At 64.2% G+C, this 22,915-nt stretch carries 31 protein-coding genes; 15 read left to right on the forward strand and 16 right to left on the reverse strand.

The annotated features are described in order from the left end of the window. Positions 1 to 250: 250 nt before the first annotated feature. The 9 genes from NKH95_RS32360 (at position 251) to NKH95_RS32400 (ending at position 7,143) form a co-directional block, all read left to right on the forward strand. On the forward strand, positions 251 to 673 hold the full coding sequence (locus tag NKH95_RS32360) for an antitoxin Xre/MbcA/ParS toxin-binding domain-containing protein (protein ID WP_352443136.1): 423 nt from the start codon (positions 251 to 253) through the stop codon (positions 671 to 673). Next, positions 667 to 1,368: an RES family NAD+ phosphorylase gene (locus NKH95_RS32365; protein ID WP_352443135.1), complete on the forward strand. Its 702-nt coding sequence runs from the start codon at positions 667 to 669 to the stop codon at positions 1,366 to 1,368. The genes NKH95_RS32360 and NKH95_RS32365 overlap by 7 nt, the downstream gene beginning before the upstream one ends. A gap of 70 nt (positions 1,369 to 1,438) precedes the next feature. Then, on the forward strand, positions 1,439 to 1,771 hold the full coding sequence (locus tag NKH95_RS32370) for an ArsR/SmtB family transcription factor (RefSeq protein WP_352443134.1): 333 nt from the start codon (positions 1,439 to 1,441) through the stop codon (positions 1,769 to 1,771). Positions 1,772 to 1,819: 48 nt separating this feature from the next. Continuing rightward, on the forward strand, positions 1,820 to 2,929 hold the full coding sequence (gene arsB, locus NKH95_RS32375) for an ACR3 family arsenite efflux transporter (protein WP_502895409.1): 1,110 nt from the start codon (positions 1,820 to 1,822) through the stop codon (positions 2,927 to 2,929). Further along, entirely contained in the window at positions 2,926 to 3,348 is a 423-nt protein-coding gene (gene arsC / locus NKH95_RS32380; protein ID WP_127294918.1) for an arsenate reductase (glutaredoxin), read from the forward strand. The genes arsB and arsC overlap by 4 nt, the downstream gene beginning before the upstream one ends. Positions 3,349 to 3,411: 63 nt before the next feature. Then, complete coding sequence (locus NKH95_RS32385) at positions 3,412 to 3,732, forward strand: ArsR/SmtB family transcription factor (protein ID WP_127294920.1); 321 nt, start codon at positions 3,412 to 3,414, stop codon at positions 3,730 to 3,732. A gap of 50 nt (positions 3,733 to 3,782) precedes the next feature. Continuing rightward, complete coding sequence (locus NKH95_RS32390) at positions 3,783 to 5,204, forward strand: NAD(P)-binding domain-containing protein (RefSeq protein ID WP_502895411.1); 1,422 nt, start codon at positions 3,783 to 3,785, stop codon at positions 5,202 to 5,204. Continuing rightward, a complete protein-coding gene (gene arsK, locus NKH95_RS32395) occupies positions 5,197 to 6,426 on the forward strand; it encodes an arsenite efflux MFS transporter ArsK (RefSeq protein WP_128305597.1) in 1,230 nt (409 codons plus the stop codon). The genes NKH95_RS32390 and arsK overlap by 8 nt, the downstream gene beginning before the upstream one ends. A 204-nt stretch (positions 6,427 to 6,630) precedes the next feature. After that, the gene (locus NKH95_RS32400) at positions 6,631 to 7,143 is read left to right on the forward strand and encodes a hypothetical protein (RefSeq protein WP_352551425.1); all 513 of its coding nucleotides are present in this window, start codon (positions 6,631 to 6,633) and stop codon (positions 7,141 to 7,143) included. A gap of 9 nt (positions 7,144 to 7,152) precedes the next feature. On the opposite strand, the gene NKH95_RS32405 is transcribed toward NKH95_RS32400, so the two are convergent. From NKH95_RS32405 to NKH95_RS32435, 7 genes are all read right to left on the reverse strand, one after another. Beyond that, the gene (locus tag NKH95_RS32405) at positions 7,153 to 7,911 is read right to left on the reverse strand and encodes an amino acid ABC transporter ATP-binding protein (RefSeq protein ID WP_023813258.1); all 759 of its coding nucleotides are present in this window, start codon (positions 7,909 to 7,911) and stop codon (positions 7,153 to 7,155) included. A 26-nt stretch (positions 7,912 to 7,937) separates the two neighbouring features. Continuing rightward, positions 7,938 to 8,612 (reverse strand): amino acid ABC transporter permease, encoded by a 675-nt coding sequence (locus NKH95_RS32410; protein WP_023813259.1) that lies wholly within the window; start codon positions 8,610 to 8,612, stop codon positions 7,938 to 7,940. Next, entirely contained in the window at positions 8,609 to 9,280 is a 672-nt protein-coding gene (locus NKH95_RS32415) for an amino acid ABC transporter permease (protein ID WP_023813260.1), read from the reverse strand. Before NKH95_RS32415 ends, NKH95_RS32410 begins: the two co-directional genes overlap by 4 nt. Before the next feature lie 105 nt (positions 9,281 to 9,385). Continuing rightward, positions 9,386 to 10,174, reverse strand: coding sequence for an ABC transporter substrate-binding protein (locus NKH95_RS32420; RefSeq protein ID WP_023813261.1), 789 nt, complete (start codon positions 10,172 to 10,174; stop codon positions 9,386 to 9,388). Positions 10,175 to 10,283: 109 nt separating this feature from the next. Further along, positions 10,284 to 11,447: a saccharopine dehydrogenase family protein gene (locus NKH95_RS32425; protein ID WP_352610828.1), complete on the reverse strand. Its 1,164-nt coding sequence runs from the start codon at positions 11,445 to 11,447 to the stop codon at positions 10,284 to 10,286. Next, a complete protein-coding gene (locus tag NKH95_RS32430; protein ID WP_023813263.1) occupies positions 11,444 to 11,944 on the reverse strand; it encodes an Lrp/AsnC family transcriptional regulator in 501 nt (166 codons plus the stop codon). Before NKH95_RS32430 ends, NKH95_RS32425 begins: the two co-directional genes overlap by 4 nt. A 132-nt stretch (positions 11,945 to 12,076) precedes the next feature. Beyond that, on the reverse strand, positions 12,077 to 12,940 hold the full coding sequence (locus tag NKH95_RS32435) for a LysR substrate-binding domain-containing protein (protein WP_352551420.1): 864 nt from the start codon (positions 12,938 to 12,940) through the stop codon (positions 12,077 to 12,079). Between the two features lie 138 nt (positions 12,941 to 13,078). Between NKH95_RS32435 and NKH95_RS32440 the strand changes: the two genes are divergently transcribed. Further along, positions 13,079 to 13,285, forward strand: a complete 207-nt coding sequence (locus NKH95_RS32440) for a hypothetical protein (RefSeq protein ID WP_023813266.1) — start codon at positions 13,079 to 13,081, stop codon at positions 13,283 to 13,285. Positions 13,286 to 13,306: 21 nt separating this feature from the next. Beyond that, a complete protein-coding gene (locus NKH95_RS32445; protein WP_023813267.1) occupies positions 13,307 to 14,056 on the forward strand; it encodes a sulfite exporter TauE/SafE family protein in 750 nt (249 codons plus the stop codon). A 14-nt stretch (positions 14,057 to 14,070) separates the two neighbouring features. Here the strand turns inward: NKH95_RS32445 and NKH95_RS32450 are convergent, their stop codons facing one another. The 3 genes from NKH95_RS32450 to NKH95_RS32460 form a co-directional block, all read right to left on the reverse strand. Further along, the gene (locus NKH95_RS32450) at positions 14,071 to 14,589 is read right to left on the reverse strand and encodes a GNAT family N-acetyltransferase (RefSeq protein ID WP_352610827.1); all 519 of its coding nucleotides are present in this window, start codon (positions 14,587 to 14,589) and stop codon (positions 14,071 to 14,073) included. Then, positions 14,586 to 14,861 (reverse strand): type II toxin-antitoxin system TacA family antitoxin, encoded by a 276-nt coding sequence (locus tag NKH95_RS32455; protein ID WP_352610826.1) that lies wholly within the window; start codon positions 14,859 to 14,861, stop codon positions 14,586 to 14,588. Before NKH95_RS32455 ends, NKH95_RS32450 begins: the two co-directional genes overlap by 4 nt. A 107-nt stretch (positions 14,862 to 14,968) precedes the next feature. Continuing rightward, a complete protein-coding gene (locus tag NKH95_RS32460) occupies positions 14,969 to 15,418 on the reverse strand; it encodes a universal stress protein (RefSeq protein WP_023813270.1) in 450 nt (149 codons plus the stop codon). 208 nt (positions 15,419 to 15,626) lie between these two features. On the opposite strand from NKH95_RS32460, the gene NKH95_RS32465 reads away from it, so the two are divergent. After that, positions 15,627 to 16,208, forward strand: coding sequence for a histidine phosphatase family protein (locus NKH95_RS32465; protein ID WP_352443120.1), 582 nt, complete (start codon positions 15,627 to 15,629; stop codon positions 16,206 to 16,208). Positions 16,209 to 16,239: 31 nt separating this feature from the next. On the opposite strand, the gene NKH95_RS32470 is transcribed toward NKH95_RS32465, so the two are convergent. Together NKH95_RS32470 and NKH95_RS32475 are read right to left on the reverse strand one after the other, a co-directional pair. Beyond that, positions 16,240 to 16,641 (reverse strand): VOC family protein, encoded by a 402-nt coding sequence (locus NKH95_RS32470; RefSeq protein WP_352443119.1) that lies wholly within the window; start codon positions 16,639 to 16,641, stop codon positions 16,240 to 16,242. 118 nt (positions 16,642 to 16,759) lie between these two features. Further along, entirely contained in the window at positions 16,760 to 17,512 is a 753-nt protein-coding gene (locus tag NKH95_RS32475) for a pseudouridine synthase (protein WP_352443118.1), read from the reverse strand. Between the two features lie 161 nt (positions 17,513 to 17,673). Here NKH95_RS32475 and NKH95_RS32480 point away from each other — a divergent pair, with 161 nt between their 5' ends. Further along, on the forward strand, positions 17,674 to 18,126 hold the full coding sequence (locus tag NKH95_RS32480) for an SRPBCC family protein (RefSeq protein ID WP_352443117.1): 453 nt from the start codon (positions 17,674 to 17,676) through the stop codon (positions 18,124 to 18,126). 41 nt (positions 18,127 to 18,167) lie between these two features. Here NKH95_RS32480 and NKH95_RS32485 read toward each other — a convergent pair whose 3' ends face one another. Then, entirely contained in the window at positions 18,168 to 19,001 is an 834-nt protein-coding gene (locus tag NKH95_RS32485) for a helix-turn-helix transcriptional regulator (protein WP_352443116.1), read from the reverse strand. Positions 19,002 to 19,092: 91 nt separating this feature from the next. Here NKH95_RS32485 and NKH95_RS32490 point away from each other — a divergent pair, with 91 nt between their 5' ends. Continuing rightward, complete coding sequence (locus tag NKH95_RS32490) at positions 19,093 to 19,983, forward strand: SDR family oxidoreductase (protein ID WP_352443115.1); 891 nt, start codon at positions 19,093 to 19,095, stop codon at positions 19,981 to 19,983. Positions 19,984 to 20,073: 90 nt separating this feature from the next. Here NKH95_RS32490 and NKH95_RS32495 read toward each other — a convergent pair whose 3' ends face one another. The 3 genes from NKH95_RS32495 to NKH95_RS32505 are packed head-to-tail and all read right to left on the reverse strand — an operon-like array spanning position 20,074 to position 21,372. Beyond that, positions 20,074 to 20,772, reverse strand: a complete 699-nt coding sequence (locus NKH95_RS32495; protein ID WP_352443114.1) for a RibD family protein — start codon at positions 20,770 to 20,772, stop codon at positions 20,074 to 20,076. A 4-nt stretch (positions 20,773 to 20,776) separates the two neighbouring features. Continuing rightward, positions 20,777 to 21,178 carry a type II toxin-antitoxin system HicB family antitoxin gene (locus tag NKH95_RS32500; protein ID WP_128305606.1) on the reverse strand — a complete coding sequence of 134 codons (402 nt, stop codon included), beginning with the start codon at positions 21,176 to 21,178 and terminating at the stop codon, positions 20,777 to 20,779. A gap of 5 nt (positions 21,179 to 21,183) precedes the next feature. Next, positions 21,184 to 21,372 (reverse strand): type II toxin-antitoxin system HicA family toxin, encoded by a 189-nt coding sequence (locus tag NKH95_RS32505; protein ID WP_127326556.1) that lies wholly within the window; start codon positions 21,370 to 21,372, stop codon positions 21,184 to 21,186. Positions 21,373 to 21,735: 363 nt separating this feature from the next. On the opposite strand from NKH95_RS32505, the gene NKH95_RS32510 reads away from it, so the two are divergent. Continuing rightward, positions 21,736 to 22,683 (forward strand): substrate-binding domain-containing protein, encoded by a 948-nt coding sequence (locus NKH95_RS32510; protein WP_352894479.1) that lies wholly within the window; start codon positions 21,736 to 21,738, stop codon positions 22,681 to 22,683. The last annotated feature ends 232 nt before the right edge of the window (positions 22,684 to 22,915 follow it).

Consider the following 22,915-nt stretch of genomic DNA (forward strand, 5'->3'; position numbering starts at 1 on the left):
CCCCCCACTCCAACCGCTATGTCGGCGGCGCCTCCGTCTCTGGTTAAAACCCCCCCGGTTATGTCGGCCGCTTTGTACAGGGGGCCGGGGGGGCCTCTTTCTTGTTTGGGGCCCCCCCCCCCCACTCCGGGGGGGGCGAGGAACCCAAGCCCTGCCACGTCCCGCCATCCTCTTCCCATCAAGATGCGGTTGGACTTATCTTGCCAATTGGCAAATACATGCTATATGTCTGCCAATAGCGAGGCACAAAATGCAGCTTCAGTCCATCGTCACCACGCCGGCCACGGTCGGAGCCGCTATCTCGGATGAAGAAGCTGGCGCGCTGGCGCGCACCACGGTCAACCTGTTCAAGGCCTGGAATCTCACCGACCTGGAGGCCTGCATCCTGCTCGGCGGCATGTCGGCGCGGACCTGGGCGCGTTGGAAGACTGGGGCGAAGGAAGGCGGCGTCGGCAGGATCGACCGCGACCTGCGCACCCGCTTGGCGCATCTGATGGGCATCCATAAGGGCCTGCGCTATCTGTTCACGGAGCCGGCGCGCGGCTATGCCTGGATACGCAAGCCCAATGCCACCTTCGGCGGCCAGTCGGCGCTGGACCTGATGCTGCGCGGCGAAATCTCCGATCTCTCGGCGATGCGCGAATGGCTCGATGCGGAGCGTAGTGCATGGTGAGTGGGCTTGCGGTCCGGCGCGGCGTCCATTGGCACCAGACCTTCCGCATCATCCGCTCCATCCATCCGCCCATCGACCTCTTCGAGGACATTGCCGACCCGCGCGACTGGGAGGCGCTGGCCGCCGTCGAGGCGAAGACAAACCCGCGCATAAGGCTGGAGATCGGCGATCTCGGCAAGGTGTCGGCCGCAAGGCGGGTTTCCGGCCCCGGCGCCAGCTTCGTGATGGCGCCCTTCGTGCACTGCTCGACGCTGAGGCCAGGCCGCTTCTCGGATGGCAGCTACGGCATCTACTATGCCGGCGACAGTGAGGACGTCGCGCTGGCCGAGACCATCCACCATCATCAGAAATTCATGCGTGCCACCAACGAGGGGCCGGGCTGGACGGCTGACTTCCGCGTGCTGATCGGCAGCGTCGACCGCGACCTAGATGACGTCAACGCCGTGCCCGGCGTGCTCGACCCGGACGACTATTCCGCCTCGCAGGCGGAAGGGCGGGCGCTGCGGGCAGCAGGCAGCGACGGGCTGGTGTGGAACAGCGTGCGCATGCCGGGCGGCGGCTGCATCGGCATCTTCTGGCCCGATGTCATTACCATTCCAGTGCAGGGCCGCCACTACAGCTATCACTGGGACGGCGCCCGCGTGGACTTCGTGCGCCAGCACGATACGGGAAAGGTGCTGGCCGTCACATCGTAGCGGCGGACAGGCTTTACAGATGGCGGGGAAGTCGATATCCAGGTGTCCATAAATCCAAGGATTCAGATATATGGATAAGAAGCACACTTTGAACGCGCTGGCCGCGCTTGGCCAGGAGACGCGGCTGGATGTCTTCCGCCTGCTCTTGCGTGCCGGCCCGGAAGGCATTCCGGCGGGCGGGATCGCAACGAGGCTCGACACGATCCAGAACACCATGTCGGCGCATCTGAAGGTGCTCGCCCATGCCGGGCTGATCCGTCCCGAACGCGACGGAAGGACCGTGCGCTATGTCGCCGATATGACCGGCTTGCGCGACCTGCTGGCCTATCTGATGGAAGATTGCTGCAATGGCGCGCCGGAGCTCTGCCGTCCCGTCATCAATGCCGTGACCTGTGACTGCTGAGGGGCTTGTGACTGTCCGCCGCGCGCCGTTCGAACAAGGAAAGCCATCATGACCGATCATGCTTTGAACGCAGCTGTGGCGGTGCGGCCCGGCATCGGCTTCGTCGAGAAATATCTGACGGTGTGGGTTGTACTGTGCATCGTCACGGGCATCGCGCTTGGCCATCTGCTGCCGGGCGTGTTCGGAGCCATCGCGTCGGCCGAGATCGCCAGGGTCAACATTCCTGTCGCCGTGCTGATCTGGCTGATGATCGTGCCGATGCTCTTGCGCGTCGATTTCGCCTCGCTGGCCAGGGTCGGCACCTATTGGCGCGGCATCGGCGTGACGCTGTTCATCAACTGGGCGGTGAAGCCGTTCTCGATGGCGCTGCTGGGCTGGCTCTTCATCGGCTGGCTGTTCCGGCCATGGCTGCCCGCCGTGCAGATCGATTCCTACATTGCCGGGCTGATCATCCTTGCCGCGGCGCCCTGCACGGCGATGGTTTTCGTCTGGTCGAACCTGACGCGCGGCGAGCCGAATTTCACGCTTTCGCAAGTGGCGCTCAACGACGCGATCATGATCGTCGCTATCGCCCCCATCGTCGGCCTGCTGCTCGGCCTGTCGGCGATCACCGTGCCATGGGGCACGCTGATGCTGTCGGTCGCACTCTACATCGTCGCGCCGGTGATCGTCGCGCAGCTAGTTCGTGGCCGGCTGCTGGCAGCGAGGGGACAGGTCGGGCTCGATGCCCTGCTTGCCACGCTGCAGCCCTTGTCGCTGATTGCCTTGCTGGCGACGCTGGTACTGCTGTTCGGCTTCCAGGGCGAGCAGATCATTGCGCAGCCGCTGGTGATCGTGCTGCTGGCAGTGCCGATCCTGATCCAGGTCTATTTCAACTCCGGTCTTGCCTATCTGCTCAACCGCCTCAGCGGCGAGCGGCACTGCGTGGCTGGACCATCGGCGCTGATCGGCGCGTCGAACTTCTTCGAGCTGGCGGTGGCCGCCGCGATCGCGCTGTTCGGGCTGAATTCGGGCGCGGCCCTTGCCACCGTGGTCGGGGTGCTCATCGAGGTTCCGGTCATGCTGTCGGTGGTGTGGATCGTGAACCGCAGCAAGGGCTGGTACGAGAAGGGTGGCGCCGTCCGGAATACCATGTCGACTGGGAAGGCCTCGAAATGACCATCACCATCTACCACAACCCCGATTGCGGCACGTCGCGCAACACGCTGGCCATCATCCGGCAGTCGGGCGAGGAGCCGGAGGTGATCGAATATCTGAAGACGCCGCCGTCGCGACAAAGGCTGGTCGAACTGATCGCCGCGATGGGCATCACACCGCGAGACCTGCTGCGCGAAAAGGGCACCCCCTATGCCGAACTCGGCCTTGCCGACCCGAAATGGTCCGACGAGCAGATCCTCGATTTCATGCTGGCACATCCGATCCTGATCAACCGGCCGATCGTGGTCAGCCCGCTCGGCGTCGTCCTTGCACGGCCGTCGGAAAAGGTGCTGGACGTCCTGCCCAACCCGGAGATCGGTGCGTTCACCAAGGAGGATGGCGAGGTGGTCACAGGCGCCTCGGGCAAACGCGCCGGCTGATGTTATTTCCATATTTTTCGAAATTAAGTTGACGGCGCGAAAAGTGCCGCGTAGTTTATTTCCATGAAACTCGAAAAAGCAGCTGCCCAGCTTGAAGCACTCGGCAATCCGACGCGGCTTCAGCTCTATCGCATCCTGGTGCGCGCCGGTGACGACGGGCTTGCCGTCGGCAGCGTCCAGGGCAAGCTCGACATTCCGTCCTCGACGCTGTCGCATCACCTCAAACGGCTGGTCGACACCGGGCTTGTCACGCAGGAGCGGCAAGCGACGACGCTGATCTGCCGCGCCAACTATCCCGGCATGAATGCGCTGATCGGCTATCTCGCCGACGAGTGCTGCGCTGACGCCGTCTGCGCGCCCGCCGTCGGCAAAGCGCTGGCTTGATTTTTTTGCACTTATAATTCGAACATACCGGAAGGATCGAACCTATGGACATGATGGCAAACCTTCCCGTCGCGGTCATCGGCGCCGGCCCGGTCGGGCTGGCAGCCGCGGCGCATCTGGTCGAGCGCGGCATTCGTCCGTTGATCCTGGAGCGCGGCGAAAGCGTGGGTGCGGCGCTGCTCGATTGGGGCCATGTGCGGGTGTTTTCGCCATGGAAATACAACATCGATACGGCGGCGCGGGCGCTGCTCGACCGCTCCGGCTGGACGGCGCCGGACAGCCAGGGCCTGCCGACCGGCGGCGAGATCGTGCGCGATTATCTGACGCCGCTTGGCCGGCTTCCCGCGATGGCCGCCAATTTGAAGCTCGGCGCCGAGGTCACCGCGATCACCCGTCAGGGACACGACAAGGTCGCCAATGATGGTCGCAAGGACGCGCCCTTCGTCATCCGCTATCGCGATGCCGGCGGCGAACACCGCGTTCTCGCGCGCGCCGTCATCGACGCGTCCGGAACATGGTGGCAGCCAAATCCGATCGGCGTCGACGGGCTGCCGGTTTCCGGCGAAGGCGAGGCGTCGGCACGCATCGCCTATGGCATTCCCGACGTGCTCGGCAAGGCGAGAGAAGACTATGCGGGCAAGCGCATCCTGGTCATCGGCGGCGGGCACTCGGCCATCAACGTCGCGCTGGCGCTGATGGAGCTGCAGGATGCGGCGCCTGGCACCGAAATCTTCTGGGCGCTGCGCCACGCCAGCATCGAGAGATTGCTCGGCGGCGGGCTGAACGACCAGTTGCCGGAACGCGGCGCGCTTGGGCTGGCTGCCAGGCAGGCGATGGCGGATGGCAGGCTGAACATGCTGGCGCCCTTCGCCGTCAACGGCATCAAGACGCAGGGCGAGGGGCTTGTTGTCGACGCCGGCCTGGGTGGCAAGCCGTTCAGCCTGGCCATCGACCGCATCGTCGTCACCACCGGCTTCAGGCCAGACCTGTCGTTCCTGAGCGAAATCCGCATCGCGCTCGATCCCGCCGTCGAGGCGCCGCGGGCACTGGCGCCGCTGATCGATCCAAACTTCCACTCATGCGGCACGGTTCCCGCGCATGGCATTGCAGAGCTCGCCCATCCCGAACCGGGCTTCACCATCGTCGGCTCGAAATCCTACGGCCGTGCCCCGACCTTCCTGATGGCGACCGGCTACGAGCAGGTCCGCTCGGTGGTGGCCGATATTGCCGGAGACCATGCCGCGGCCCGCGAGGTCCGGCTGGTGCTGCCGGAGACCGGCGTGTGCAGCGCCGTCGGTGTCGCGACGGTAGCGGCAAGCGCCGGCTGCTGTGGCGGGCCCGCGCCGGCCGCTGTCGATGCCTGCTGCGTCAGGGATGCGGACGCCAAGGCAACCGGCGCATCGGGTTGCGGCTGCGCAACCGCGCCGGCCACCGAGACGCGAGAGGATATGGCGGTCGGCGCCGATGCCTGAACGATCCGTCCTGCGCAAGGCGATCTGGGCGCTTGGGCTGACCCAGATCATTGGCTACGGCACGCTCTACTACAGCTTCTCGATCCTGGCGCCGGCAATGGCTGGGGAGTTCGGGCTCACGGAAGGCTGGGTGTTCGGCGCGCTGTCGGCCTCGCTGTTTGCCGGCAGCCTGTTCGCGCCGACTGCCGGGCGGTGGGCCGACCGCTTCGGCGCCGGCCGCATCATGACCGTCGGCTCGGTGGCGGCAGCCGTGGCGCTGGCGCTGTGCGCCGTCGCGCCCGACCGCGTGAGCTTCGTTGTGGCCTTGCTGGCGATGGAACTGGCCTCCAGCTTCGTTCTCTACAGCGCCGCCTTCGTTGCGATCGTGCAGATCGGGGTTCCCCGACCGCAGCGCAGCATCACCCATCTGACGCTTATCGCCGGGTTCGCCTCGACCCTGTTCTGGCCGCTGACTTCGGCGCTGCATGCGCATCTGACATGGCGCGAGGTCTATCTTTTGTTCGCCGCTCTCAATCTCGGCCTATGCCTGCCGATCCACGCGTGGCTGATGCGCCTGTCGCGCCGCCATGCAGCAGTCATGCCGCAAGAGCGCGGGTCCGCCCCCGATGAAGCGGGCACGCGGCTCGATGCGCGGCGCGGCCGGACCGCCTTCCTGCTCATGCTGGCGGGGTTCGCCACCGAGGGCTTCGTGCTGTCGGCGATCCTCATCCACATGGTGCCGCTGACGGCGGCGCTGGGGCTCGGAACCGCAGGCCTCTTCGTCTCGACCCTGTTCGGGCCGGCGCAGGTCGCCAGCCGGTTGATCAACATGCTGTTTGGCGGCCGCCTGCAGCAGACGCACCTCGCCGTCATCGCCGCATCGCTGATCACAGCAGGGCTGTGCGCACTGCTCCTGACGACGCCATGGCTGCCAGGCGCTTTCCTGTTCGTGTTGCTGTTCGGCCTTGGTTCCGGCCTCACCAGCATCGTCGGCGGCACCTTGCCGCTCGAACTCTTCGGCCGCGAGGGCTATGGTGCGCGGCTCGGATGGGCGAGCGCTGCCCGTCAGTTCACCTCGGCCTTCGCGCCGTTCGCGCTCGCCTTCATGATGGCGCGGACATCCGTCGCCAATTCGCTGTGGGTGCTGGTGGTCGTCGCCGCGAGCGGCGTGATCGCCTTCCTCGCCATCGTGCTGCTCAGACGGCGGGGCGGCCTGCCAGCGTTCGTGACCCATCTCGCGTGACTTGGCACCTGGCGCCGATCATGATGGTCTGCAAAAGGGTCCGGAACGCTGAGAGTGGGGATCGACCGCAATCCCTTTTGCATCTACCGCAGTGTACTGCCGACGGAAACCTGGCTCTTAAGGAGCGCCGGGAAGACCGGCTCAACATCCAATGCGTCGCGGGGTTCCCGCTACCCGCGGTCACAGTGAACCAGGTGGAATCTTATGCAGAATGATTTTGTATTCAAGACCGGGTCAGCAAAACGAACGTTGGGATGGTTGGTCTGTCTGGGTGCCGCGGGCGCATTGGCAGCCATGATCTATGGTATTTTCACGCATCCCGAAGCGCAGACCCCGGCCGAGCTTTGGTCCGGAGTGGTCATCGGTGTTTTCCTTGTCGGTCTCATGGTGGCCGGGATTGCTGTCCAATACGCACGTTGGAGCATCGAAGGCGAAAACATCATCTACCGTCGTCTCTTCAGAAACAAAACGATCCCACTCTCCGAGTTGGCAGGCTTTGGACAAGTCATTGTCGTTGTCGTCGTCATTCCTTTCGTCCATGTGGATCTTTACGATCGCGAACTGAAGCTCATCGCGCGGCTTCCGGTAAGTCTCAAGGATTGGCCTGAAGCGGAAGCACGGCTTGCAGCGCGTTTGCGCTATGTCGTCAATGACGGAAGCCCCGCATTGCCCAAACGGAGGTTCGTCGATACACCGAAAAAGAAGCATGTCTTATAAGGCGTGACATCAATGCCTGAGAATCTTGCTCAGGAAAGCGCGGCTGCGGTCGGTCTTGGGGTGTGAAAAGAACTCGTCCGGCGTGCCGCTTTCGACGATGGCGCCGGCGTCCATGAACACCACGCGCTGGGCGACCTTGCGGGCAAAGCCCATCTCGTGCGTCACCACCATCATGGTCATGCCTTCCTCGGCGACCGCCACCATGACGTCGAGCACTTCGGAAATCATCTCGGGATCGAGCGCCGAGGTCGGCTCGTCGAACAGCATGATCTTGGGCCGCATGCCGAGGCAACGCGCGATCGCCACGCGCTGCTGCTGGCCGCCGGAGAGCTGTGCGGGATAGGCATTGACCTTGTCGGCGAGGCCAACCTTGGCCAACAATTCACGGCCTGCTTTTTCAGCCTCGGCACGCGGGATCTTGCGGACATGGATGGGGGCTAGCGTGACGTTCTCGAGTGCCGTCTTATGCGGGTAGAGGTTGAACGACTGGAAGACGAAGCCGATCTCGGTGCGCAGCTGCGTCATGTTGGTGGCGGGGTCGCCCAGGCGTTGGCCGTCGACGACGAGGTCGCCGTTCTTGATCGCCTCCAGGCCGTTGACGCAGCGGATCAGAGTGCTTTTGCCCGAGCCGCTCGGGCCGCAGACGACGACCACTTCGCGCGGCTCGACGCTGAGCGTGATGTCCTTGAGCACGTTGAGCGAGCCGAACCATTTGTTGACGCCGCGAAAGTCGATCATACCGGTCTTGGCAAGGCCCGTTGTGGTCATGTTTTCTGGACCTTTGGGGTTGGAAGTCACAACTGCACCTCGCCATGTGCCGCGCCCATGCGCTGCTCCAGCCGACGGGCCAGCATGATCAGCGGATAGCATACGATGAAATAGCCGACGCCGACGAGGAAGAAGACCAAGAGGCCGTTGGGCACACGCTGCACCACCAGCCAGCCGACGCGGGTGAGGTCGGTGAGACCGATGGCGGAGACGACCGAAGAATCCTTGATCAGCAGCACATATTGCCCGACCAGCGGCGGCAGCACGATGCGCATCGCCTGCGGCAGCACCACCTGGCGCATGCGCTGCCAGCGCGACAGGCCGGACGCCAGCGCCGCCTCGACCTGGCCGGTCGGCACCGAGCGGATGCCGGCGACGACGATCTCGCAGATGAAGCAGGCGGCCAGATTGGTCAGCGCGATGATGCCGGCGGTGAAGGCGTCAAGCTCGATGCCGAACTCCGGCAGGATGAAGAAGATCAGGAAGATCTGCACGAGGAACGGCGTGCCGCGGATCAGGTCGACCCAGGCCCCGATCAAGCCCGAGATCAGCTGGTTGCCGCCGGTGCGCAGGATGCCGAGGCCGAAGCCGAGCAAGGTGCCGAGCACAAGGCTGATCAGCGACAGCATCACGGTCATGCCGAGGCCGCGCAGGGCCAGCGGATAGGAGCCGGCGAGGCTTTGCAGTTGTTGCCAGATCATGTCCGCGCCCCCGCCGTGCCGAGCCAGCGGCTGGAGACGCCAGCCAGTCCCTTCAGTCCGTAATAGAGCAGCAGATAGAAGGCGGCGATGGTGAGGAAACCTTCGGCCGGCATGAAGCGGTCGGAGGCGAGCAACTGGCCGGCGCGCGTCAGTTCGGCAACCGAGATCAGCGACAGAAGGGCGGAATCCTTGACCAGCACGATGGCTTGGCCAAGCAGAGGCGGGATCGTCACCTTGAAGGCTTGCGGCAGGACGACAAGGCGCATGCGCTGGACATAGGTCATGCCCGAGGCGACGCTGGCCTCGACCTGGCCGCGCGGGATCGACAAGATACCGGCGCGAATGATTTCAGCGATATAGGCACCGCTGTTCAACGACAGCGCGAGGATGCCGACGACGAGTTCCGGCAGGACGAAGCCGAGCCGGGGCAGGCCGAAATAGAGAAAATAGAGCTGCGCCAGCAAGGGCGTGGCGCGCACCGCATCGATATAGGCCTTGGCCGGCACACGAAACAGCCAGCCGCGCTGCAGATTCATGGCGCACAGCACGATGCCGACGATGAGCGCCCCTACAAAGGACAGCGCCGACAGCCAGACGGTCGTGATCAGGCCCTGTCCGAACAGCGGCAGGTATTCGACGATGGTGCGGAAACTGAAATTTTCGAGCATCGTTGGGTGCAATCCCCAGAGTGCAGGAAACGACGGATGAAGCGAAATTCCAGGCGGTTCGCGGCGCTTGAGACGCGCGCGAAACCGCCTGGGTTTTATCGCTGCTTAGTGGTCTTTCTTCCAGGCGTCGGAATTGACCCAGTAGTCGAGGTTCTTCTGCAGGCGACCGTCGATGGTGACCTGGTTGAGGAACAGGTTCATCCAGACCAGCAGGTCCGGCTCGTCATAGCGGGTGGCGAAGGCAAGCGGCTCCTTCGACAGAAGGTCCGGCATGATGGTGAAGCTGCCGGCCGGATAGGCGGTCGACTGGCCCTTGACCGCCGAGACGTCGTTGACGCCGCAATCGGCCTGGCCGTTGTTGACGGCGTCGAGCAGCAGCGGACCGCCGCCCTTGTAGCTCTTGATGTCGGCGTCGGGGAAGGCTTTCTTGGCTTCCTTCTCGCCGGTGGCGCCGAGCAGCACGGCGATCTTGGTGCCCTTGGCCTTGCAGTCTTCGGTGGTCTTGAACTTGCTGTCGGCCTTGGTGAAGACGGTGCTGCCGGTGTACATGTAAGGCGTGGTGAAGGCGACCTTCATGCCGCGCGCCAGCGTCGGTGTCATGTCAGCGACCAGAAGGTCGGCCTTGCCTGACAGCAGCGCCGGGATCAGACCATCCCAGTCGAAATCGAGGAAGGTGATTTTCACACCCATTTCCTTGGCCATCAGTTCGGCCAGTTCAACCGAACTGCCGGTGCGTTCGCCATTGGCGCCAACCAGCGAGAAAGGGGGTCCCTGGGTCTGCACGGCGACACGCAGTTCGCCGCGCTTGGTGATGTCGTCCAGTGTTCCGGCTGAGGCAGCAGTGGTAAGGCCGGCGAGCGCAAGTCCGGCGATGAAAAGCTTGGCAATCTTCATTTGGTAGTCCTCCTTGTTTTATTGTTCCATGTCTTCGTTGTTTTTCACCCTTTGGGGTGCTTTTTGAGCGGCAGCGCCGTTGCCGGCGGCAGCCACCGTTCGAAAATCCTCAGTCCCAGGCCACCGTCTCGGTGACCTTGATGCCGCGTCTGGCAAGCTCGTCGAAGAAGGGTTCGTCGGGCACGTCCAGCAGCGGGTTGAGCAGGCCGGGTTTGGTGATCTCGCCACGCGCCAGCATCTGCGCCACGATGCTGGCGGGATAGCCGACGCCGAGGCTCATGCCGAACAGGCCCGAAGCCAGGTCCCGCTCGATGATCAGGTCCGACGTCACCGTCTTGGCGCGGCCGCCTTCGAGGCCGGAAAAGACATTGCGCATCACGCACAGGTCCTTCTCGCCGGGACCATATTGCAGTTGCGGGCCGAGCAGCCGGCCGAGGAATTCGCGCGGGCTGTTGGAGGTGCCGGGCACCTTGTCCTCAGAGAGGAAACCGAGCTCCTTTAGCGGCGCCCAGAAGGCCGACCATCCCGGCCAGCGCAGCGTGTAGCGGCCGGAACGGCGCAGACCCTTGGCTGCCTCCAGCATCTCGACATAATGCAGCGCATCGCCATTTGGGAACGCTTCCAGCCTGCCCAGGCCCGCGACCTCGATCTCATGGATGAAAGGGTTTTCGTGCTGCTGGCCGGCCGGCACCGCGACGCGCTTTCCGCCCTCGATCATGACGCTGTCGCGGTTCTGGCTGACCAGGACCATGTCGAAATTCCAGCTCACCTTGTAGCACAGCGGCTTGGCCATCGCCTTCGGCTCGGGGATGCCGCCGCAATAGGAATCGATCGCGGTGATCGAAGAGAACTGCCTGGCGGCGCGCGCGTAGAGTACGAGGTCGATGCCGGGGTCGAGCCCGCATTCGGTCATGATCGAGACGCCGGCTTGTTCGGCGGCCGGCGCCAGATCGGCGATCGACTTGGCGTAGTTGGTGGTGACCAGCGGCGTGCGCGTGGCGATCGCGGCCTGCACCGCCTCGCGCATCAATGGCTGCGGCAACAGGTCGATGACGGCGTCGACATCATCAAGCACATTGGCCAGCGCCGGGCCGATCGCGCCTTCAGGCACGACGAAGCGCACACGGGCAAGATCGGTCAGGCCGGCAAGCCGGGCCGGGCCATCCGCTGCGGTGTCGACGCAGACGATTTCCTCGACGCCGTCGCTGGCAACAAGGTCGGCGATTGCCGCCCGGCCTTGCAGGCCGAGGCCGCCGAGTACCGCGATCTTCATGCCGGCTCCTTGCGGTCGTCCGACCAGCAGCCTTCCGGCAGGCTGACCCATTTGTTGCAGGACGCCATGACGACGAAGGTTTCGCTGCGCACGACTTCGCCGGGCTCGCCGGCACCCGGGATCAGTTCGCTAGTGACGCGGTAGAGGTCGGCGACGTCACCCGCCACGGTTACGTCGACGATGATGTCGAAGCGCCCGGTGACGACCGAGGCCGAGTTGACGAAGGGCAGTTCGGCAATGCGCTGCGCCAGTTCGCGGGCCCGGCCGCGCCCTTGGGCATTGATGCCGACAATGGCCGAGATCAGCTCGGGACGCTCGGTCAGATTCAGCAGGCCGACGATCTTGAGCAGGTTGCGGTCGAGCAGGTTGCGCAACCGCGTGCGCACCGTCGGCACCGAAATCGCCAATATCTCCGCGATGCGGTTGATGCCCGGCTGTGCATCCTGCGACAGCTGTTTGACCAGCCGCCGATCGGTCAGATCGAGATGTTCTCGCAAAGTCCCCGTCTTTCACAAAAGGAAAAAACTTTGGCGATTTTTTTGCCAATGTGCAAACAAGCTACGTCACGGATATTGGAAAAGCAAGGCAATGATTCAGCGCTACTGGTGATAGGTGGTCGCTGTCAGGGCTCAGACCAGCGCTGCCGCCAACAGTTTTGCCTGTGGCGTCAGCTCTTCGAAGCGGCGGGCGCAGAGGTTGAGCTGGCGCGTCGCCCAGTCGTCGGTCAGCCGCAGTGTGCGCACGGAACGACCCGCCGCACTTTCCGGCACGATGGCGATGCCGGCGCCTTGCGCGACCAGCCGGCAGACATTGTCGAGGCCAGGCACGCGGATGCGGACATGCAGATGGCCGCCAAGGCGGGCCGCCTGGCGCGTGATGTGCTCCTGCAGCGCATGGCCGGTGCTGAGGCCGACGAAAGATTCGCCGAGAACCTCAGTGAGGTTGACGGTGCGGCCTTCAAGGCCGGGCCGGTTCCGCGCGGCGATCACCACCAGCCGGTCGGTGAAGAACGGTTTCTGTTCGAGATGCGACAGGCCGGCCCAGGTTGCGGCGATGCCGAGATCGGCCGCACCATTGGCCACGGCTTGCGCGATCTCATGGCTGGGGCGCTCGTCGAGATCGATGTCGATCTGGGGATGGGCGACAAGGAAAGCCGGCAGGATGTCGCGCAGCAACTCGGCTGTAGCGGCGGTGTTGGCCAGCAGCCGGACGCGGGCGCGCAGGCCGGTGGCATAGGCGGCCAGATCGCCGGTCATGGCCTCGATCTGGTTCTGCACGGCGCGCGCATGATGCAGCAGCGCCTGTCCCGCCGGCGTTGGCACCACACCACGGCGGCGGCGCTCCAGGAGCGGCGCGCCGAGCCGCTCCTCCATGCCCTTGATGCGGGCGCTGGCCGACGCCAGGGCCAGGCCGGCAAGCTCGGCGCCATGGGTGATGCTGCCGCGTTCGGCCACCAGCAGGAACAGGCGGAGATCGACCAGATCGAAGCGCATTCTTTTGCTCCTGCGAATATTCAGCGCCCGGGAAGGCGATCGGCCCTCCAGCCTTCGTCCTGGCCGAAGGTTGGCAGCACAACTTCCACATTGTGATCGGCCGGGATCTTCGTCAAACAGTTTCGAAGGAGAATTGTGATGAACAAACGAACGTCAGGCCGGCTCGGCATTCTCGAAAGCACGGCGATCGTGCTGGCCATTGCCGTGGCTGGCCTTGCCATGGCGCCAGCGGGATCAGGCCTGCGGGGATGCGCGGCGACGGTCGTATCCACCAGCCGCGATGCGGCGCCGGCAAAGGCCGCCAGCCTGGATGCCGACGCAACCGATATGCTGCTGCATGACTGATCCCGCCTTGAAGATACGACCATGCTGAGCGCCGGCGTCCTCGCCTGGATCGGCGCCGTGTTCCTCGCCGCCGGCTTCGTCAAGGGCGTCGTCGGCATGGGGCTGCCGACCGTTGCGATGGGCCTGCTGGCGGTGACGATGCCGCCTGCGCAGGCCGCGGCGCTGCTGCTGATCCCGTCGTTGGTCACCAATCTCTGGCAATTGCTGACCGGCCCGTCCTTCGGCGGCCTGTGTAAGCGGCTATGGACGATGATGGCCGGCGTGATGCTCGGCACCGTTGCCGGTGCCGGGCTGCTGACCGGCACGCATACGGGCGCGGCTTCGGCCGGGCTGGGCGCCGCACTGGTGCTCTATGCGATCCTCGGCCTCGCCAAGGCCGGCTTCACCACGCCGGTGCGCCACGAAGCCTTGATGTCACCGCTGGTCGGGGTGGCGACCGGGCTGGTCACCGGCGCCACCGGCGTCTTCGTCATCCCGGCAGTGCCCTATCTGCAATCGCTGCGGCTGGAGAAAGAAGACCTGATCCAGGCGCTCGGCCTATCCTTCACCGTGTCGACGGCGGCGCTCGCCATCGGGCTGTTCAGGACCGGTGCCCTGGCGTCGCCGAGCGCGCAACTGGCGGGATCGGTCGCAGCCCTTGCGCCGGCGCTGGCCGGCATGTTCGCCGGCCAGGCATTGCGCCGGAGGATGAGCATCGAGACCTTCCGGAAAGTCTTCTTCGTCGGATTGCTGGCGCTGGGTGTCTATCTTGTGGAGGACGGTATTCTGTAGCTTGCGGCAGGCGTTCAGAATGCAGCTCTCGCCTTGGCGATCGCGGCGAAAGGCAGGACCAGGGACAGCGGCGCGTCATCCAGACGGATCGCACCGTAACCTTCATACCAGTGGGCAGCCTGGTCACCTTTGGCATCGATTAGCAAGGCAACGCCGCCGAGCTCCTCCGCGACTGCCATACAGCGCTTCCCGGCGGCGAGCAGCAAACCGCCGCCAAGGCCGCGGCCTTGTATCGTACGGTCTACGGCGAGCCGACCCAGACGGTAGACCGGCACGTCATAGCGGCCAAGGCCGCGTTTGGCGACTGCCGGGGTCCTGGCAAAGTCGATCGAAGCCGGGCTGAGAGAGTAGAAGCCGAGGATGCGCAAAGGATCTTGCGCCGTCACGGCGACGAAAGTTTTTGCGCCACCGCTTTGATGACTTTGACGCGCAAAGCGCTGCAAATAGATGTTGAGGTCCGCGTCGCCACAGTCGAAGGCGGCACGGTTATGTTGTCTCCCGATCGGCACTTCTTGCCATGTGACGGAGTTCACGCGAGAGTCTGGCCGGCTTTGGCGGCGCGGATAAGGCGGTTGGTCGGGGAGGGCGGGTTTTCAAGCAGGTCGAGGACGCGCAGACTGTCCCGTTCTGACAGCGCAAGATGTTCGGCGCGTTCGATCGCAGCCTGGGCGTCACGCAGTGCGGAGCGCGTAACGAACTCGGTCAGGCCGACATTCGACAAGGCGGCCGCACGTGCGATCACGGCTTTCGCTTCGGGCAGAATCCGGAAATCGATTCGACCGTTATCACCGACGTTGCGAGGCATGGCTATCTCCTTTGTCTGCTATTATATGGTACGGATTGAATCCGTACAATATAAATCCTGTCGCTTTAGCCTCACGGGCATGTGAGGAGCGCGCTGGGCCAAATCTGTTACCGCACCACCAGCACCGCAATCTCCGTGTAGGACAGCACTTCCGCCGTCTGGCTGCCGAGAAGCAGCTTGCCCAGTCCGCGACGGCCGTGCGAGGCCATGACGATCAGGTCGCAGCGCAGGGCCTGCGACAGTTCCAGGATGGCTTCGGCGGGCCGCTTGTCCTCGACATGGACCACCTCCGCGGCCACGCCAACGGCGTCCGCCGACGCCTTGCATTTGGCGAGCACTTCCTTGGCATAGCGGCCTGCCTCTTCCTTGTAGGCGACGAGCTCATCGCCGGCGGCATAGCCGGCCATGGCGCCGCCCCAGGCGAAGATCGGGAATGGTTCCGAGACGGTAACGAAGGTGACGGAGGCGCCGAGGTCCTTGGCCAATGTCAGGCCGTGGGCAACGCCCTTGTCGGCCAGTTCCGATCCGTCCGTGGCGATGAGCAGATGTTTGTACATGATGATCTCGACTTGTTGTGCAAGGGCCCGTGCCCTTGTGGTGGCGGGAGCCTTGTAGAGGCTGGCCTTGATATAGTTGCGGCACCAGGATGATCACAGGGCCGGCCCGCCGCGGATCAAGGCCAGGCGACCACGCAGTTTTGTACCAAGCGGATTCCCCTTTGCCGCATCGTCGCTTAAGGTGCCGGACCACATCGAAAGGCATCTCATGAGCAGCGTGTATCCCCAAATCCATCTGGTCCGGCATGGCGAGACGGCATGGAGCCTTTCGGGGCAGCATACCGGCCGCACCGACATGCCGTTGACCCCGGTTGGCGAGGCCGCCGCGCGGGGCGTCGCGGATAGGCTCAAGGGCCTGTCCTTTTCGGCCGTATGGTCGAGCCCGTCGCAGCGCGCCTACAACACCAGCGTATTGGCCGGCTTCGGCGCGCAGAGCGTCAAGAAAGACGATCTGCAGGAGTGGGACTATGGCGCCTATGAGGGGCTGACGACAAAACAGATCCTGGCCGAGCGCCCCGGCTGGAATGTGTTTCGCGATGGTTGTCCAAAGGGCGAGATGGCGGCCGATGTGGGCGCGCGGGCCGACAGGATCATTGACGGGTTACGCAAGGCCAATGCCGACATGTTGGTGTTTTCCAGCGCGCATTTTTTGCGCGTGCTGGCGGCGCGCTGGATCGGGCTGCCGCCCGAAGGCGGCGCGCTGCTCGTGCTCGAAACAGCCAGCATCAGCGTGCTCGGCTACGAGCATGATTTGAGCGAGCCGGTCATCCGGAAATGGAACCAGAAATAGGGCGGCTTTGGCCAGCGGCGCCGCTTCCGCCCTATCTGTCGAATTTCTTGATCGCTTCGGCGGTCACCGGCGTAAAGAAATTCAACAGATTGCCATCGGGGTCGCGAAACAGCAGCGAGCGATTGCCCCAGGGCATTGTGGTTGGCTTCTGCACAGTAACATTCCTGACGAGGTCCGAGAGCCTGGCGAATTCAGCATCGACGTCGCCGACGCGGAACTCAAGGATGACGGTGCGGTTGTCGGCGGGGCGGGCGATGTCGCCGCCGAACAGCTTCAAGGTGCGCGTGCTGCCAATCGCCAGCGTGCAGGCCGGTGTCGCCAGTTCCGCGAAGTCTTCCGTGTAGACCGTCACGGGCATGCCCGTGATCTCGCCGTAGAAGCGCACGAGGCGCTGAACGTCCGAAGTGATGATGCGGATAGAGACGAAATTCATTGCTTTGGCTCCTGATCGTTGAAGCCGTGGCGGGCTCCCATCCGACCTATAGGGCAGGCCTCCTGACAGCTTTCCGTCAGGAAGGATTGCTGTGCGCCTGCACCAGCGCAGGCGGGGCTCACCCCGCCAGCAGCTCCAGTTCCTCCGGCGTCAAATGCCGTGCCGTACCCTTGGCGAGGTCGCCGAGCGGCAGGCGGCCGATAGCGATGCGGATGAGGCGCAGAACCTCGACGCCGTGCGCGGCGAGCAGGCGACGGATGTGGCGGTTACGGCCTTCGTCGAGTACGATCTCCAGCCAGGCGGTGCGGCCGCCGCTGCGCAAAAATTCGATCGAACTGGCGCTCAGGGTCTCGCCATCAACGGTCACGCCGGCGCGGAATTTGTCCAGCATCGCTGCGTCCGGCACCATGCCGATCTGCACGTGATAGGTCTTGGGCAAATGCGAGGCCGGATCCATCAGCCGGTTGGCAAACCGGGTGTCGTTGGTCATCAACAGCAGGCCTTCGCTCGCCTTGTCGAGGCGACCGACCGGGGAGACGAAGGGCAGGTCGAGCCCTTCCAGGCAGGCATAGACGGTGTCGCGTTGTTGCGGGTCGTCGCGGGTGGTGACCAGCCCGCGCGGCTTGTTGAGGACGAGATAGACCTTGCGCTCGGCAACCACCGGCCTGTCGTCGACAACGATGCGGTCGCGGTCGAGGTCGACGCGCAGGGCTGCATCGCGCACGACCTTGCCGCCGACACGCACGCGGCCTTCGGCGATCAGCACCTCGGCCTGCGTGCGAGAGCACAGGCCGAGCTTCGACAGCGCCCGGTTCAGGCTGACGCCGGGCGCCGCCTGCCTGCCGCTTTGTCGTGTCTGCCGTGGTGTCATGCTGCCGTCTGTGCTGGTGGAGCCGACAAATGCCACGGGCTGCAATGGCTTCGCAAGACGCGCTGCTGCAATCGTGCGCAAAGCAAGGGGGCAGTGGCGGCATCCGCGGTTCTTGGACCGGCGATATTGTCGCCGCCGCATCCGCGATAAACTTGCTTCGCATGAGTGAGTCTCCCGACATCTCGCCGATCACCAAGACAGTCGTCATCGGTGCCGAGCCGGCCAAGGTTGGGCGGATACTGACGACGCCAGAAATGATCCCGCAATGGATGTCCGACGAGGAGTTGACCGTCAGCCTGCAAGGGCATGCCGGCGGCGCGATCGTGATGCGCGGACTGCTGCACGGAATGCCGTTCGAGAACCATGGCACCATCCGCGCTTTTGAGCCGGAAAAGAGCTTCGCGTACGGCTACTGGAGCACGCTGTCGGCCTCGCGGCTGGCGGACGTGCCCGAAAACCACACCGTGGTCAGCTTCGATCTGGCGCCGATGGATGGGGGGACGAAGCTGACGCTGACGCTCAGCGACTTCGCCGAACCGGCGATCCGTCCGCACGCCAATCTCTACTGGGGTCCGACCTTGCAAATCCTGAAGGCGGTCTGCGAGCGCGCTTGAAGGAGGGCGGGCGTCATCCCCGCGGACGGGTCGTCCGGCCCTTACTCTTTGGGGTGTCGGGCGAGAGCCAGCGCGCGGATGCGGTCGGCGACGGCGCTGTCGACCGGGTTGTAGACGGTCAGGCTCAAATCCGGCCGGCCGTCGACCGCGAAGCCCGAATATTCCAGCTCGATATCGCCGAGTTCCGGGTGTTTCAGGCGCTTTGTCCCGTCGCCGTGGCTGAGCACGTCGTTTTCCCGCCACAGCGCGTCGAATTCCGGGCTGGCGCTGCAGAGCTCGTCGACGAGTTCGCGCACCTCGGAGACAGCGCCGGCGCGTGCCGCATCGGCACGGAACGAAGCGACCACGAAACGGGCGAGGTTTTTCCAATCGTGCTGCTTGGCGCGGATGACGGGGCGCAGGAACATGAAACGCAGGATGTTGCGCTCGCCTTCGGGCAGGGCGCTGTAGTCGGTCAGCACGACCCGCGCGGCGCGGTTCCAGGCAACGACGTCCCAGGTGGCGGTCCTGACTATGGCGGGGCTGGCATCGAGTGTGTCGATGAGGCGCTGCAGCCGGGGGCTGACGCCCTCGTCGCCTCTGTAGCGGACCACGGGCGGGCGCCCCAGCCCGAGCATGAAAAGATGTTCGCGTTCCGCCTCGGTCAGCAGCAGCCCCTTGGCGATGCGATTGAGGACATCGGCCGAGGGTGCGCCGCCGCGGCCCTGCTCCAGCCATGTGTACCAGGTCGGGCTTATGTTGGCGCGCTGGGCGACCTCTTCCCGGCGCAGTCCCGGCGTGCGTCGGCGGCCCGAAAAGCCGAAGGAAGCCGGATCGAGCCGCGTGCGCCGGTCTTTGAGGAACGCTGCCAGCGAGCCGGCGGAATTGGAGGGCATCCTGTTAGTCATTATACCATGATAAGATCACTACTTTAATAGAATAATAGACCAGCAATATTACGCAGGCAACTAGTGCAGGAGATTTTGCATGCGTATCTTTCTCACCGGCGCGACCGGTTTCATCGGTTCGGCGCTGGTTCCCGAACTCATCCAGGCGGGCCACCAGGTGGTCGGCGTGACCCGCTCCGACGCCGGCGCCGAGGCGCTGGCCGCCGCGGGCGCCGAAGTGCTCCGGGGGACGCTCGAGGATCCCGAGGGGCTGCGCGACGGCGCGGCCAAGGCGGAGGCTGTGATCCACACAGCGTTCGACCACGATTTTTCGCGGTTTGCCGAAAATTGCGAAAAGGACAAGCGCGTCATCGCCGCACTCGGCGCCGCCCTGGCCGGCTCCGACCGGCCGCTGGTGATCACCTCCGGCGTCGGCATGGGCAGCCCCGGGCATGGCGAACTGGCGATCGAGGACGTCTTCAATCCCGGCCATCCCAATCCGCGCATCGCCTCGGAGCTGGCCGGCAATGCCTTGCTGGACGCCGGCATCAATGTGTCGGTGGTGCGGCTGCCGCAGGTCCACAATCCGGTCAAGCAAGGGCTTATCTCGCCGCTCATCGAAATCGCGCGTGAAAAAGGCGTCTCGGCCTATGTCGGCGAAGGCCGCAACCGCTTCTCCGCGGGCCATCTCCTCGACGTCGCGCGGCTTTACCGGCTGGCCGTGGAAAAGCGGCAACCGGGCGCGCGCTATCACGCGGTCGGCGAGGAAGGCGTCGAGGTGCGGGCCATCGCCGAGGCGCTTGGCCGGGGCCTGAAATTGCCGGTCGTTTCCATCGCGCCGGAAAGAGCGGCGGAGCATTTCGGCTGGATGGCGATGTTCGCGCCGATGGATCTGCCGGCCTCCAGCGCGCTGACCCAGCTACGGCTTGGCTGGCATCCGACCGGCCCGACGCTGATCGCCGATCTCGACGCGATGCGATACGCTGCTTGATCGACTGAAGCATCGGCGCTGAAGCTGACGATACAGGGGCCGGTAATCTTCAGTCAGATTGCCGGCCCTTCTGTACGAGGCGGTCAGCCCTCATCCAGGAGTAACTGCGTAACGCAGATGGACAAGTCCATGCGCCAGCGCTTCGCAGCTCTTCAGGGACAACTGCATCTTGCCCGGCAGGCCACTCTCGCCGAACTCGACGAACGCCTGGTTCGCGGCCCGTCCATCGATCGCGGGTGCGACGAGAAGGCTCAGTTCATCGACGAGCCCGGCCGCAAGGAACGAGCCGTTGATGCCGGCACCGCCCTCGAGCAGCAGCCGGCGGATGCCGAGTTCGCGTCCGAGCACCTCGACCATCGCGGCGAGATCCATATCCGCCGTTTCCGCGACGATATAGGACACGCCGTCGGATGCGAGCTCGGCCAGATGGCTGTCGGCAACGTCACGCCCAAGCAGCACCACGACATGGTCGCCGCCGATGTCGGGTTTGGAAAAATGAAGCTTGCCCGAGGCATCGAGCGCCACGGCATAACTGCCCGCATCCCTTTGCGCGAAATGATAGGGCCGGTCGACCTTGCCGGTATTGGCCGGCGGATGCGCGCCGGCCTTGCTCATCTCGGCCATGGTGACGCGGCCGACGATCCAGGCGTCAGCCGCGAGATCATTGTGGATATGCTCGTAGAGGCTCGACCACTCCGCCCGGGTCCCGTCCGGACTTGTCGTGTAGCGGCTTGGATGAAGGCTGCCGTCGAGTGATGCGAGCATATGGCAGATGATTTGCGGCTTCATCGGGTCACGCCGCTTCAAGCGCCATCACTTTTTCAGCGGCCTTTGCGAGAAACCCGGATCGGGTATAGCCATGAGCTTCGGCAAAGGCATCGATCCTTTGGAGAATGTCGTCCGGAAGCGTCACGTTGATACGCACTGTTTTCCTGGTCTGGGTCTGGGCCGAGACCAGGATTGCAACACCGTCGCGATTATCGGCGTCCGCCATCACAGCCTCCAAACTGGAGGGTTCAGGAACAGCCCCGCCATCCTCGACCAACCCTTCGATGTGGAGGGCGAGGGCCTCTTCAGCCATGGACCGGGCGTCATCCAGATCCTTGCCGGCGGTAATCACGCCTGGGAAATCAGGGAAAGACACACCGAAGTCGCTGTCGGCATCCTTATGGATAAGTCCGATATACTGCTTCATGGCCGTCACCTCAGTTTCAGTCCAGATTGTTTTTCGATGCTGCGCAGGGTGCCTATTGGAATATCGCGCTTGGGATGAGGGACGGTGACCCGCCCTAGCCTGTCGCGGTGTTTGAATTGCGCATGACTGCCCCTTCGGGCAACTTCAACCCACCCATCAGCTTCCAACAGGCGGATAATGTCGGCGCTTTTCATGTGTATTTATACACATTTAATGATGGCCTTTCAACAAGGAATATGAAGTCAGTCAACGCCAAATAGGCCGCAGGAGGCGAAGCGCCGTGTCTACTGTGCTGGGAAGCATGCCGCACGATCCAAAAATCCGACAATTCCGATAATTTGCCGGACGGCGCTGTTATATCGAGGTTGCACAAATGGTTGGCGCTGGGTTAGCATCCCTGTGCAGGCGTCGGTGGGAGGCTCTTTTTACAGCGGCGGCCAGCTGGAGCGGCATGCGTTTTCGGGCGCAGGGAGGATGCTCCACACTTTGAACCGACGCATGATCCTTCCTGAAACCGATCCGGTTTTCGGGCGTGCGTCCTTGTGGAGGAGGATCCCATGAACAGACGTGAATTCCTGCTGTCGTCCGCGGCTTTCGGCGCCATGATGGTTGCCGCGCCCTCGGTGTTTGCGCAGGACAAGCTCACCATCCTTGGCTCGGTGCCCAGTCTCGGCTTTCCGTTCTTCGTGCACATGCTGAACGAGATCAAGGCGGAAGCCGCCACGCAAGGCGTCAATCTGACCGAAAGCGACGGCCAGAACTCGGCCACCAAGCAGACCGCCGACATCGAGGCCGCCCTGGTGCAGAAGGTCAACGCCATCGTCATCTCGCCGCTCGACGTCAACGCACTGGCGCCGGCCATCGAGGAAGCGGTCAAGGCCGGTGTTCCCGTAGTGACGATCGACCGCCGCGTCGACGGCGTCGAGGGCATCCTCGCGCATGTCGGCGCCGACAATGTGAAGGGCGGCGAGGCGGAAGCCAACGCCGTGGTGGCGGCGTTCCCGAACGGCGCCAAGCTGTTCCATCTGCAGGGCCAACCCGGTGCCGGCCCGGCGATCGACCGCAACAAGGGCGTGCACAATGTGCTCGATCCCTTGAAGGACAAGTATCAGATCGTCTTCGAGCAGACCGCCAACTTCGCCCGCGCCGAGGCGCTGTCGGTGACTGAGGCCGGCCTTGCCGCCAACGGCAAGCCCGACGCCATCGTCTGCGCCAATGACGACATGGCGCTCGGCGCCATGGAGGCCTGCGCCGCTCGCAACTTCACCGACGTCAAGATCTACGGCTTCGATGCACTGCCGGAAGCGCTGGTCGCGGTGCGCGACGGCAAGCTTGCGGGCACCGTCGAGCAGTTTCCCGGCGAGCAGTCGCGCACCGCGGTGCGCATCGCGGTGGCCTTTGCCAAGGACAAGACCGAGCCGCAGGAGAAGCTGGTGCTTTTGACGCCGATCGTCATCGGCAAGAACAATCTCGACAAGGCGGAGAGGATTGGCGAGACGAAGTAGGGCGATTTGGCGGGGATCGGCCGATTGGCAAAGCCGGTGGGACAGCACCCCCCTCTGTCCTGCCGGACATCTCCCCCGCAAGCGGGGAGATTGGCTGTCCGTCCTGCTTTCGCCAATCTCCACACCGCAGGAAAAGCGCTACCAGCAAAGCTGCCGATCTCCCCCCTGTTTGGACCGGAGACATCGCGAACAGGTGTGCGAGGACATCGCGAACAGTTTTGTCACTTATCGT

The organism is Mesorhizobium sp. M0848 (assembly GCF_040319805.1).
GTDB lineage: Bacteria > Pseudomonadota > Alphaproteobacteria > Rhizobiales > Rhizobiaceae > Mesorhizobium.